Annotated in this window: 12 protein-coding genes; 6 read left to right on the top strand and 6 right to left on the bottom strand. The window is 41.0% G+C overall.

Features of this window, described 5'->3' with window-relative positions; translation table 11 throughout:
* Nucleotides 1-190: 190 nt before the first annotated feature.
* Complete coding sequence (locus ACYVRH_RS07595) at nucleotides 191-1,120, top strand: DNA cytosine methyltransferase (RefSeq protein ID WP_461256328.1); 930 nt, start codon at nucleotides 191-193, stop codon at nucleotides 1,118-1,120.
* Between the two features lie 267 nt (nucleotides 1,121-1,387).
* Here ACYVRH_RS07595 and ACYVRH_RS07600 read toward each other — a convergent pair whose 3' ends face one another.
* From ACYVRH_RS07600 to ACYVRH_RS07610, 3 genes are all read right to left on the bottom strand, one after another.
* A complete protein-coding gene (locus tag ACYVRH_RS07600; protein WP_461256329.1) occupies nucleotides 1,388-1,870 on the bottom strand; it encodes a retropepsin-like aspartic protease in 483 nt (160 codons plus the stop codon).
* Nucleotides 1,863-2,090, bottom strand: a complete 228-nt coding sequence (locus ACYVRH_RS07605; RefSeq protein WP_461256330.1) for a DUF5678 domain-containing protein — start codon at nucleotides 2,088-2,090, stop codon at nucleotides 1,863-1,865. The genes ACYVRH_RS07600 and ACYVRH_RS07605 overlap by 8 nt, the downstream gene beginning before the upstream one ends.
* 144 nt (nucleotides 2,091-2,234) lie before the next feature.
* Nucleotides 2,235-2,795, bottom strand: a complete 561-nt coding sequence (locus ACYVRH_RS07610; RefSeq protein WP_461256331.1) for a DNA-3-methyladenine glycosylase — start codon at nucleotides 2,793-2,795, stop codon at nucleotides 2,235-2,237.
* 45 nt (nucleotides 2,796-2,840) lie between these two features.
* Between ACYVRH_RS07610 and ACYVRH_RS07615 the strand changes: the two genes are divergently transcribed.
* Complete coding sequence (locus ACYVRH_RS07615; protein WP_461256332.1) at nucleotides 2,841-3,971, top strand: ribonuclease H-like domain-containing protein; 1,131 nt, start codon at nucleotides 2,841-2,843, stop codon at nucleotides 3,969-3,971.
* Nucleotides 3,972-4,137: 166 nt separating this feature from the next.
* Here ACYVRH_RS07615 and ACYVRH_RS07620 read toward each other — a convergent pair whose 3' ends face one another.
* Genes ACYVRH_RS07620 through ACYVRH_RS07630 form a run of 3 tightly spaced genes read right to left on the bottom strand, consistent with a single transcriptional unit; the run spans nucleotide 4,138 to nucleotide 6,765 of the window.
* Complete coding sequence (locus ACYVRH_RS07620; protein WP_461256333.1) at nucleotides 4,138-4,893, bottom strand: lysophospholipid acyltransferase family protein; 756 nt, start codon at nucleotides 4,891-4,893, stop codon at nucleotides 4,138-4,140.
* Entirely contained in the window at nucleotides 4,893-6,041 is a 1,149-nt protein-coding gene (locus ACYVRH_RS07625) for a glycosyltransferase family 2 protein (protein WP_461256334.1), read from the bottom strand. Before ACYVRH_RS07625 ends, ACYVRH_RS07620 begins: the two co-directional genes overlap by 1 nt.
* 16 nt (nucleotides 6,042-6,057) lie before the next feature.
* A complete protein-coding gene (locus ACYVRH_RS07630; protein ID WP_461256335.1) occupies nucleotides 6,058-6,765 on the bottom strand; it encodes a tetratricopeptide repeat protein in 708 nt (235 codons plus the stop codon).
* Between the two features lie 111 nt (nucleotides 6,766-6,876).
* On the opposite strand from ACYVRH_RS07630, the gene argS reads away from it, so the two are divergent.
* From argS to ACYVRH_RS07650, 4 genes are all read left to right on the top strand, one after another.
* A complete protein-coding gene (gene argS, locus ACYVRH_RS07635) occupies nucleotides 6,877-8,721 on the top strand; it encodes an arginine--tRNA ligase (protein ID WP_461256339.1) in 1,845 nt (614 codons plus the stop codon).
* Nucleotides 8,722-8,765: 44 nt separating this feature from the next.
* Complete coding sequence (locus ACYVRH_RS07640; protein WP_461256336.1) at nucleotides 8,766-10,691, top strand: glycosyl hydrolase 53 family protein; 1,926 nt, start codon at nucleotides 8,766-8,768, stop codon at nucleotides 10,689-10,691.
* A gap of 200 nt (nucleotides 10,692-10,891) precedes the next feature.
* Nucleotides 10,892-12,097: a sugar ABC transporter substrate-binding protein gene (locus ACYVRH_RS07645; protein WP_461256337.1), complete on the top strand. Its 1,206-nt coding sequence runs from the start codon at nucleotides 10,892-10,894 to the stop codon at nucleotides 12,095-12,097.
* Nucleotides 12,094-13,012: hypothetical protein (locus ACYVRH_RS07650; RefSeq protein WP_461256338.1), on the top strand; the 919-nt coding region annotated here is incomplete at its 3' end. The genes ACYVRH_RS07645 and ACYVRH_RS07650, both read left to right, overlap by 4 nt.

Here is a 13,012-nt window from a genome sequence, read left to right on the forward strand (position 1 = left end):
CAACAGTATCCTTATCCCCCCTTTGTGATCTTTGTTCCTTCGTGCTCTTGGTGAGATCTCTTTCGAAAAATATTATTACTTTGCCTTAGACACAAAATCCACCATAAACCTAAGAATGCAAATAATAATAAAAATTCCCACTTGTGCAAAAGTATTTTACCGCATAAAATAGGCTTAGAGGGGAAAATACATGGACAAAAAAGCGGCTATAACCATTATTTCATTATTTTCCGGTTGTGGCGGCATGGATTTGGGTTTTCTTGGCGGATTTGAGTTTTTAGGAAAAAAATATAAAAAAAACAAGTTTGAAATTATTTGGGCGAATGAAATTAATACCGCAGCCTGTAATACTTATCGAAAAAATATTGGAAACCATATCATTGAAGGCGATATTCAGCAAAAAATTAATACGCTGCCACAGTATGCGGGTGTGGTTATTGGCGGTTTTCCCTGTCAGGATATATCAATAAACGGCAAAATGCAGGGGGTTAAAGGAAAGCGAAGCTGTTTATATACGTCAATAATAGAAACAGTTAAAAAAATACAACCAAAAATGTTTATTGCAGAAAATGTCAAAGGACTTTTACTAAAATCAAACGCCGACTCATTAAAAAAAATATTAAGTGATTTTAATTCGCTTGGATATAACATTACATATAAGTTATATGATGCCGCAGGTTTTGGCGTTCCGCAAACGCGCGAGCGTGTTTTTATTGTAGGCACAAGAAAAGATATTTCAAATTTTGCACATCCTATGCCTGTATGTGAAAAGCCCATTACCGTCAAAGAGGCTATAGGAGACCTTGAAGAACTTAATGAAAACGACACATTCAGCCATATATGGAGCAAAGCAAATAAAAGTACGGAACAGGGAAACCGAAAATTAATTGCAAATAGACCCGGTTATACCATACGCGCTGAATGTCACGGAAATATTCAATTTCATTATACTTTGCCGCGCCGCATATCAATGCGTGAAGCCGCCCGAATTCAATCTTTCCCGGATTCATTTCTTTTTCAGGCAAAATTACGCGAGACAGAGAGGCAGATCGGTAATGCCGTTCCGCCAGTATTGGCATGGCATATCGCAAATGCAACCCAAGAAACAATTATGGGATAAGTATGGACAAAAAAATTAGTATGTTATAAAGAACAGTCATTCATTGGAACATAAAACTGATTTCTTAAAGAAGTAAATAATAGATGTCTAGTGTTCTGTAAAATACATATTACAAAATACCTATTTGGCAAATATATGAAAAAATGAAGAAAAGGGATTGTAAATCATTCATTTTTATCATAATTACCTGCACTTATGCTTTTAAATAATAAAATCAAGAATGCGACATTTTGTTGTCTGTTTTTTACGGAACACTAGAAGCCCAAATTAGACTTTATTTCTATTATTAAGAGCAATCGCTTTTTCGTAATGGTCTGTTTTTTTCTCAAAGGGCGGAATCGCAAAAGAGAATAAAGTCTTACCTCCTCCGTTACTAATTGAAAAATCGCCAAGTAAAATAATATCCATACCTATAATCAGATCAAAGCCTTGATTTAAGTTACAAATCATTACATTTACTTCATCAACCATAACCCTATTAGGAAGACCGATAGATACCTTTGCTACATCAACAATACTTGTATTGTTAACGCCGGTAACTTTTACACGATTGATAGGAATAAGGTTCATCTTTTGAGCTAAATTTGGAGTAATAGCAGACCCGGTTGCTCCAGTATCCCACAGTGCTGTAATTTTTATCCCTTTTTTGGCAGAATCTGTGGAAATATTAAATATATGGGCTTCAGTCAATAAACGAAAGCAGAGAGACTGGTTGTCTTGTTTGAAAGCAAAATGTTTAACTTTAGACATTGGCAAAAGGTGAAAGCTGGAAAACTTCCTCCTCCTCAGTTATATGGTGAATCATAAAAGAACCAAGGGGAATACTTTTTATTGTTTCTCGATAAGCTATTTTTTCATCATCGTATGCAGAAATGACTTTTTCTCCGGAGATGACAATATATTTTCCGCAGTACTTTTCTACCAGTTCGTCTCGATTATTCTCGTAAAATTCCCATTCAGTATTTAGCATTTTGCCCCCTAATATCCATATTATAACAAAACAATAAAATTGACAATATGAAAGTTCTGTTTTTATTGAACAACAACCCCCTCATCGCTCTTCGTGTTCTTTGTCCCTTCGTGCTCTTAGTGAGAAATCTTTCCAAAAAAATCTTTACCGCGCCTTAGACACAAACCCATTCCCTTTAATAAAAAACCGTAATTCCAATTCTTTTCCCACCGACAAACCAATGCGCGTAGCGCTCGCTATTTCATAATTTTTCTTGTTATCAAAAACATATAACGGCCCGTCAATCAAAGACAAATTATTGTGCTTTTTTGTAATGCCAAACGCCTGCGTAAGCTTTCCCGGCCCATTGCACAAATTCTCCACCTTTTTTGTTTTACGTCTTTTTTGCATAACAGAAATTCCCTCGACAGGTTCAAGCGCGCGAAGAAGCACGGCCTCGCCTTCGCCTGTTTTGCCGCTTACGATATTAAGACAGTGGTACATTCCGTAAATTAAATAGACATAGGTATTTCCGGCAGGACCAAACATGGGCGCATTGCGGACGGTTTTGCCTTTGCTCGCGTGACAGCCGGGATCGTCTTTGTAAAGGTACGCCTCGGTCTCGACAATCATACCTTTTAAATCGCCCAAAACAAGATATTTGCCAAGAAGCGCTTTCGCGAGCTCGACGGTAGGCTGGTTAAAAAATTTTTTTCCAAGCGGCATGAAAGACATTGTACAATATGATAAAATAAATCCATAGAGGGGAAAATGGCGGTAAATCTGCGTGAAAGGCTCAAAAGAATACAAGAAATTAGAAAATTTGAATCCCAACTTGACTCTCCGCCTGATGACCTGCCATGTAATTCTCCAAATGAAGACTGTTCAAAACTGATAAATCTTGGTTGGAAACAGTGCGGTTTTAAAACGCTAAAAAGAGAAATTAACGCGCCTTCGCCATTTAAAAAATCCGTCCTTCCGCCCGCTTTGGCTGTTCTTGTCCCCGATTTGGCGGGCAGGGTATTGCCAAAAATAGAGGACTTTCTATTTTTCGATTTGGAAACATCGGGGCTTTATGGCGGCTCGGCGGGGACAATCGCGTTTCTTGCCGCTTTTGGAAAAGTACTTTCAAATGGAAAAATGCGCATAACGCAATATCTGCTCTTGGACTATCCGGGTGAGAATGATTTCTTGCAAAATGTAATTACGGAATTGAATAAGGAAAAAGCGGTAATCGTAACATACAACGGAAAATGTTTTGACTCGCAGATAATAAAAGCAAGGTGTCTTATAAACAGAATAAAACCGCCTGAATATCCGCATGTTGATCTGCTTCATCCGGCAAGGCGGCTTTGGAAAAATATTATTCAGGACTGCTCGCAAAAGTCGGTTGAAATCAATATTCTTGGCCTTGACCGTACAAATGATATTCACGGCTCACTTGCGCCTGAAATCTGGTTTGAGTTTCTTAAAACAGGCGAAACAGGCAGATTAATGGGTATTTGCGATCATAATCTGTCCGACATAAAAGGACTTGCCTCAATCTTAGAGTCAATAATTATGATAGCCGAAGATCCTTTTAACGCAAAATACGATTATGACGCAGGAAGGCTCGCCCTTTACTGGCGTATTTTTTGCAGGCGTTATGAGTATGCTGATTTGCAGGAAACATGCGCGAAACTTTTACGCTTTGCAGAAAAGAAAGATATTCAATGCCCGCTAAACATAAAAGCCGCGATATTAAACGCGCTGGCTATTGACAGCGAAAGAAAGCAAAAGAACTCCGCCCTTGCGATGGAATACGTAAAAAAAGCCCTGCAATTAACAGAAATAAGCGAAAACTGGCGCAATGAATTTGAACGCAGAAAAGACCGCTTGGAAAAAAGAATAATATCAAAATAATTTCTCACAAAGAACACAAAGGAAGAGAAGATCACAAAGAAGAATCAGAGGTTCTTGTCCGTTATCTTATCATGAAGCTCATATATAACCTTAGGACAAAAACTTCTTATCCCCCTTTGTGATCTTTGTACCTTCGTGATCTTCGTGTGAAGATTTTTGGAATAATTTAATCATTAACACCCTTGATCCGTTTCATCTGCCCCCGGTAAAAGACGGAAGATCCGCCGCGCTTATCAATTTCCGCCTGCATTTTTTGGCGGACAGTTTGCGCGAATTCGCGTATTGAATCCGCCGTTATTTCGCCTCTTTCGTCGCGTTTCACATAACGGGAAGGGTATTCGGGATCAAGTATTATTAACGTCTCATTTGGCAGAGTACTGCCCCAAAAAGACCAGGGGCGGAAAAGGCCTTTGGTAAGAACGGTAACCATAGGTATTACCGGAACATCTAATTCAGACGCGATTCTGAACGCGCCTGTTTTAAATTCTTTAATATTTTGATTATATAAAAAACATTCGCCTTCAGGATAAAAATGCATAAATCTTCGGTATTTAAACGCTTTATCGCAAACTTCTACAATTTTGCGGTAACCGGTAATGCCGCGCGGTATGGGAACCCCGCCTAAAAGGCGGGTAAAAGTTCCTAAAAACGGAGATTCAACGGTAGATTCCAGCATGGTATGAAATGACAGGCGCGGAAATGTGAGCCAACCTATTTTTGCTGGATCCAAAAACGTGGTATGATTTGAAACAGTAATCGCCTTGCGGATACCGTAAACTTTAAAACGGTTTTTATATCTGGTAAAAAACATCAGATAATTAATCAACATGGCGATTGGAATAATTAAAAGACACGTCAATAAAGAGGCAGTTCTGAAAATAAAAGATAAATTTATTACAGGTCGTCCATGTTTATACGGCATCAGGTTACCTTACGATCCTTCCAGATGAATCCCCTGCCGGAAATTGTTCTAAACCATGACCATGCGGCCATATAAACTAAATTTAAATAAAATAAAGGCCAAAGAAAACCGTACCACCAGTTTAACCTTAGCCCAAGGAACATAAATAACCATGTTAAAGTATAGAGAATGTTTACAAATAAAATGTGTAATGTCCACGGGCTACTGGTAATAATACAGCCGATAAGCAAGGGCATCGGAAAAAACAAAAAGAAAACAACGCAGATTAAACACAAAAAAATAACTAACGTATGCTTGCCAAGAAAATTAAAGGTGTTTTTTCCGATGCCTTCTATTGCGCTGCGGTGGCCGTCATACATTCTGCAAAAAACATACTCGGAAATATTTAAAAAACTGGTAGAGTATCCTTTTTTCTTGACAATTCGTGATAAATAAATATCTTCGATTGTTTTTTTCTTAAATGACTCACATCTTCCAATCGCGTTAAATACTTCACGCCTGATTACTATAAATTGACCTATTGCCGCTGAAAAGAAACTTAATTTTGTAAAACGGTTTAAAAAAAGCGGAATAACAAAACCTATTAAAAAAAACATTAAAGGGACGGTTATAATTTCTCCGAATGTGATAAAAATCTGTCCTATATAACCTGAGATCATATCGGTTTTTAAATAATCCATGTTTGTAACCGCCCATGAAATACTCGCGGGACTGTGTATTGTATCGGCGTCCGTAAAGACAAGTATATCGCCTTTCGCGTGAGCCGAAAGCTGTTGCAACGCGTAAGGTTTGCCAAACCAGTCTTCAGGAAGAGGTTTTCCTGAAAACACTTTTACCTTTGCATTTTCCGCAGAAATACGGTCAAGGATTATTTTTGTGTCATCGGTGGAATTGTCATCCAATACAAGAATCTCATAATTTTTATAATGTTGGTTAATAAGCGAATTAAGGCATTTTTCAATATTTTTTTCCTCGTTTCTTGCGGGGATTAAAATCGAAACAAAGGGGCCGTCATAAATTTCAGGCCCGCGGGTAAATCTCCACATTTCATAGTGGTTTGCAAGGGATAAAATAAAAAAATAAGCGGCTAATAAAACCAGCGCGTTATAGTAATAAGGGCTGATAAACGCGGATAGCGTGTTTAACATTTTGTTCCTTCCGTTATCATGTTTTTGCAAGCAAAGTTTGCGCGAATTTATTTGTCGGATAAACTTCCAAACATTTTAAAAGCCAGGGTTTTGCCAGAGAAAACTTTTTTTGCTGTACATACGCGTACCCAATAGCTATATATACGTTAAAAAGGTCATCTTTTTCATAATTGCACTCTTGCGGAATGACAGTCATCATTTCTACGCCTTTTTTATAATCGTATAAAGGCCAGGGGGGATATACCCATCTTGCGGCGAGCATTATTCGCGCAGCCGCGTTTTTTTTGTCGATTTCAAGCGCTTTCTTTGAATATTTTTCAACATTTAATCCGTTAGCCATAGCGTAAGACGTGGAATTAACGGCGCATGATTGTGATATATGCTCAGCTAACATCTGGTATGCTTCGGCTCCGGCCTGTATTTCCAAAGCCTTCTGTGCCCATTTAATCCCTTCTGCATAGCAAACTGCGGCTTTGTCTTTTTTTTCTTCATATTGATACGCCCTGCCCATCATGTATTCACAACGGGAAAGCATAACATATAATGACGCGCCGGAAAGGGAGGTTTTTGCCTTTTCAGACGTGATTTTATATAATGGAAAAATTTCATTGGCAGCCAACTCTTGTTCATAAATTGCGTCTCTCAGAGGCAAATACCACTTGGGAAGCGGTTCGGCGGATATATCAGCTCCCGAAACAAGCATGATAAAAACAAATGCAAACATAATTAAAATATACCTATTTTTCAACTTTTTTCAATATTATATTTGAATATTTAATAATTTGAAGATATTGAAAATTATTTTTTTTTGAGTTATTGTATTATCGTAAATAAAATGTACGACTTTAAACAATCATGGAAAATAAAAGTAACGTCGGCTATTAACGCCGTATTAAATGACGCGGGTATTGATGAGAAAATAAAACCTGATCAAGTCACGGCGGAAGATCCGCCAAACCCCGAATTAGGGGACATTGGGTTCCCGATGTTCAGTTTTTCAAAAATACTGCGAAAAGGGCCGCCGCAGATCGCGCAAATGGCCGCGGAAAAACTTTCAAAGCTTCTTATTGAAGAAAAATCCGCGGCAAAAGTACAGGCGCAGGGACCGTATCTGAATGTTAAAATGGATCGCGCCCAAACGGCAAGGGCAATACTTGAACAGGTTACTAAGGACTGTAAAAATGATTTTTCGTTTGGAAGACCCGGCAATTTGGCGGGAAAGAGGGTAATGGTTGAGTTTTCAAGCCCGAATACTAATAAACCCCTTCACCTTGGACATTTGCGAAACGATGTGTTAGGTGAAAGCATTTCGCGCATTTTAGCGGCTTGCGGAGCGCAAGTTAGAAAAGTTTGCATTATAAACGACAGAGGCATTCACATTTGCAAGTCGATGCTCGCGTATAAAGAATATGGGCAGGGTAAAACGCCGGAAAGCGAGGGCGTAAAAAGCGACCGCTTTGTAGGCGATTGGTACGTGTGTTTCAACAAGGAGTTAAAAAAAGAAGCGGAAGAATTGATAAAGACGGGCGTTGAAAAAGACGCGGCGGAAGCGCAAACTCAGTCGATGAGAAAGGCGCAAGAATTATTGCGTAACTGGGAAGCGGGAGACGTTGAAACCGTTGAACTCTGGAAAAAAATGAACGGTTGGGCGATTGAGGGGATGAAAAAAACATATAAGAGAACCGGCGTTTCATTTGATAAATATTATTTTGAAAGCGAAACCTATATGCTTGGCAAGGATGAAGTTTTAAAAGGGCTTGAAAAAGGGATTTTCTTCCGTCAGGAAGACGGTTCTGTCGCGGTCGATCTTAACGAAGAAAAACTCGATAAAAAGATACTTTTACGAAGTGACGGCACGTCGATCTACATTACGCAGGATTTTGGAACCGCGATTAACCGTTATAAAGACTGGCCTTTTGACGAGATGATCTATGTAGTAGGCTGTGAACAGCAGTACCACTTTAAAGTTCTTTTTATTTTACTGGAAAAATTAGGCTACTCTTGGGCAAAGAATCTTCATCATCTTTCCTACGGAATGGTTAATCTTCCCGAAGGAAAAATGAAAAGCCGTGAAGGAACCGTAGTTGACGCCGACGATTTAATTGACTCCCTGCGCGATATGGCGTTATCTGAAATTCGCGAAAAGGGCAGGGAAGAGGAAGTAGGAGACCCGTTGGAAGTTGCGGAGAAAATCGCCCTTGGCGCACTGCATTATTTTCTGCTCCAGCCAAATCCCGTTAAAGATATGCTTTTTGATCCAAAAGAATCGCTTTCATTTACAGGGAATACCGGCCCTTATTTGCAGTACATGGGGGCGCGTATTTCTTCAATGTTGCGTAAAAATGAGCAATTGGCAATTAGCAATGAGCAATTAGCAATGAGCAATGAGCAGAATGGGTTTTCTTTGTTGGTGGCTGATCCTGAGTGGGAGCTTGTTAAAACGTTGGCGGCGTATCCGGCTAAGATAAGAGAGTCGGCTGAAGAACTTGATCCTTCACATTTAACGGGTTTTCTCTATGACCTTTCCAAGTCATTCAGCCGTTTTTATCACGAATGTCCAATTCTTAATTGCGATGATCCTGTTCTCTCTAAGGCAAGGCTTGCTCTTTCCCGCGCAGTGATGATGGCGTTAAAAGACGCGTTTCATTTGGTTTGCATACCGTTTCTGGAAGTTATGTAATTATATATAATAAGATAACTAAATAATAAGGAAAGGATGTTAATATGAAAAAGATTTTTTCATTAATAATGATTGTTATTCTAATGTCGGCGTTTACTGCTTGTTCGTCAAAGTCGCTGAAACCTAAAAATGTTTCCGTGCCGAAGGACAATAACGCGAAGATTTTTGTTGAGGCCGTGCCAAATTTGCCAAAAGATTTTATTTTCGGAGCGGACGTATCCACCATTCTTGCGCTGGAAAACAGCGGCGTGAAATTTTATGGTTTTAATGGCGAAGAACAGGATGTTTTTAAAACATTGTCCGAAGCGGGCGTGAATTACATAAGGGTGCGCGTCTGGAATGACCCTTATGATAGCAAGGGCAGGAGTTACGGCGGCGGAAATTGCGATGTCAAAAACGCGGCGGCGATTGCATCTCGCGCGAAAAAGTACGGGTTAAAATTATTTGTCGATTTCCATTACTCCGATTTTTGGGCTGACCCCAGCAAACAGATGGTTCCCAAGGCTTGGGCTAATATGGACGTAGAACAGAAAGCCGTCGCGCTGGAACAGTTTACAACCGACGCGCTTAAGGAAATCGGGAAGAGCGGGAATATCGGCATGGTGCAGTTGGGCAATGAGACCAACAACGCTATGAGCGGAGAAACCAAATGGATGAACATTTCAGTACTGATGAACGCGGGGGCGAGGGCCGTCCGTAAATACAATAAAAAGATTAAAATCGCCGTTCATTTTGCCAACCCCGAACAAGGGAGATATGTAAATAACGCCCAGTATTTAAAGAACTTTAATGTTGACTATGACGTATTCGCAAGTTCGTATTATCCCTATTGGCATGGGACGTTGGAAAATTTGAAAAACCAGCTGCTCATGGTCAAAGAACGATATGGCAAGGAGGTGCTGATTGCCGAAACGGCCTACGTCTATACTGAGGAAGACGGTGACGGGTTTAATAATACAATGACCGACCCGCGCGGCCAGCCGTATCCGTTTTCTGTCTACGGGCAGACGAAGTCTCTGCGGAATGTTATTTCTGCGGCGGCGGATGTCGGCGCAATAGGCGTGTTTTACTGGGAACCGGCGTGGATACCGGTAGGAAGCGATTATAACGCCAACCCCGCCAAATGGGAACAGTTTGGAAGCGGTTGGGCGACAAGTTACGCTTCCGAGTATGATCCAAAAGATGCCGGCATGTGGTACGGCGGCAACGCGGTAGATAACCAGGCGCTGTTTGACTTCAAGGGTAATCCTTTGCCGTCTTTAAACGTGTTTAAGTACGCTAAAAATGGCGCGTCCATGAAAGAAAATTTTATAGACGCGATACCTGATATTGAAATCACGCAATTACTGACCGATCCGCGAGTCCTGCCGGAAACGGTCAGCGTGGTGTACGCGGACGGCAGTAAACAAGCTGTGCCTGTGACATGGGACAAGACGCAGTTAGACGCGGTGAAAAAAGTAGGCGATTATGTCATTGACGGAGTAACAGGCGGTAAGCCTATAAAATGTTACCTGAGCATCGAGTTAAAAAATTGCATTGTCAACGGCGATTTTGAAGACCCAAATATGAAAATGTGGAATGTTTCCGGTTCAGTCACATCCGACGGCCATATTGAACGGAGAACGGCAGATGCCCGCTCAGGTGAAGCCAGCTTCCATTTTTGGGATAATAAGCCGCTGGATTTTACGGTAACGCAGAACATTTCAGATTTGGAGCCTGGCACATATATGCTGACTGCCTATCTGCAAGGAGATAAAGGCGGACCTGACGCGGAATTATTTATTTTTGCGCAAGCCGGATCGCTTTATGAGCGCGCGAATATAAAATTGGAAGGTTATAAAAACTTTCAGCAGGCTATTGTTAATTTTAAATTAGACAAGCAGGGTTCCGTAACCGTTGGCTTTACGGTAAAATGCGCTGGCGGCGGTTGGGGCGGTTGGGACGATTTCAAACTGTTCAAGATGGAGTAAGGAAGTGCGTATTTTACAACGGAAGTCACGAAAAAGCAAGAAAAATATTTTTATTTTTTTTGTTGACAGTTTTCAATTTATACGTTACTATTAATTATCAACACGCGTTGATAACACGCGTTGATAAAAAAGGTAAAGCGATTTCAAAATGTTAAAATTTGGAGTTGCAGCCAAAACTTTATTATTTTAAGGAGAAACAAATGAAAAAACTTATCAGAATTTTTTCAGTTTGTCTGTTGGTTTTGATGCTGGTTCCTATGGTATCCTGCACCAAAAAAGAGGCAAAAAAGGCGGAGAAACTCACATTCTGGGTATACGACGCTGGCCGTGTTGAGATACTTAATACACTGGGCAAGAAATTTGAAGCCGAATTCGGCGTACCGGTGGAAGTATCAATGGTTGATCTGGGGCAGATACGTAACCAATTCCTGCTGGCCTCAGGCGGGGACGAATGCGCTGATATAGCCATTATTCCCCACGATAACTTGGGGTCTTTGGTTGAAAACGGCATGGTAATGGAAATAAACCTTGGCTCAAAAAAGGGTTCTTATCTGGCGCCGGCGCTTGAAGGGTTTAACTATAACGGAAAACTCTACGGCGTTCCTTTGGCGGTGGAAAATATTGGATTTTTCTATAATACTACCATGATGTCCACTCCTCCTGAAACATGGGATGACGCTATAACCATAGCTCAAAACCTTATTAAGGATAAAAAAGCGGAAGTTATGATGGGCCTTCCCGACGCTACTTACAACGCGTACCCCATATATGACTGTTTTGGCGGGTCGATTTTCGGGAAAAAGGCCGACGGCAGCCTTGATGGGGCAAATGTGCTTATGGCGGGTCCCGGCTTTGTGGCGGGATTGGATTGGATGACAGCCCAAGTAAAAAAGAAATTGATTCCTGAAAACATTGACTGGGATGCCGCTCACGTGCTGTTTGAGGGAGGCAAGGCGCCTTTCTGTATGACAGGCCCTTGGGCGTTAAATCGTTTTAAAGAAGCTAAAGTACCCTATGCAATCGCCAAATTCCCAGCCGCAAAAAAAGGCGGACCGGCGGGCAATCCTTTCTTGGGAGTCCAGGGCATGATTATCAGTTCCGCAAGCCCGCGCAAACTGCTGGCACAATCGTTCGCGGTTGATTTTATGGCTAGAGAAGAAAATTATAAAGCGATATTCCAAGCTGAACAGAGGCCTTCCGCATGGAAGTCAGTATTTGAAGGCGCAAATGATAACGATACCAAAGGATTTAACGCCGCCGGCGTAGCAGCCGTGCCAATGCCGTCAATTCCTGAAATGGGTAAAGTTTGGGACGCATGGGTCGCCGCAGCAGCGTTGGCTTTCTCCGGTGAAAGAACGCCGCAAGCCGCGTTAGATAATGCCAAATCTCAGATTTTGAACAAATGATAAAGCAGATTTTAAAAATTGCCGGAACAGCAGTTTTTTGTTTCTTTGGCTGTTACTTCATGTTCCGGCTTTTAAGGGATGGTTTTACCGCTTTTGCGATATTTGTAGGCGCAGCGACATTATTTGTTACTCTTATCATGCTTCGCACTTCTCTTACTCCTTGGCGTTGGCTTGCCGCCGGATTGGTTATGGCGGTACTGTTTACCGTGTACCCCATTTTATATACTGTTTACCTTTCCTATACAAACATGAGCGGCGGTCATCTTATGACAAAAGCTCAAGTTATAAGGCGGCTTTCACAGGAAATGTACAACCCTGATGACGGCGGTTCTTGGGCATGGACCGCCTACAGAAAGGGAAAAGATTATTTGCTTTTACTTCAGCAGGATGACAACTTTTCTTCCATAAAGCCCGGCGGTTCTCTTGAAGGAAGGGACTTCAGGGAACCGCCTTTAAAAATAGACGGTTATACGGAAATGAAACCGGCGGAAATCATGCAGAATTTTAAAGAGCTTGGAGAATTGGAATTTGGGCGTCCCCCGTTTGTTGTCAAAATAATTTCCATGCAGGAAGCATCCGTTCAATTGCCGCTCTACAGTTATAATACCGCCGAAGATACGTTTACCGATAACCGAGACGGTGTGGTTTACAAGAATGTGATTGGAACCTATACCTCACAATCGGGTAAAACTCTCACCCCCGGCTTTTTTATGTCTATAAAATGGAAAAATTACAGCAGGTTTTTAACAAATAAAGGTTATTTAAAGCCGGTATTTGGCATCTTTATCTGGAACATTATGTTTTCTCTCTTTTCAGTGCTGATAAGTTTTGCCCTTGGCATGCTGATCGCCCTGCTTTTTGAAGATTTAAAATACAAGCGGATTATAAGGACGTTGCTAATCGTGCCTTACCCCA

It is taken from the genome of Treponema sp. R80B11-R83G3, from assembly GCF_054786115.1.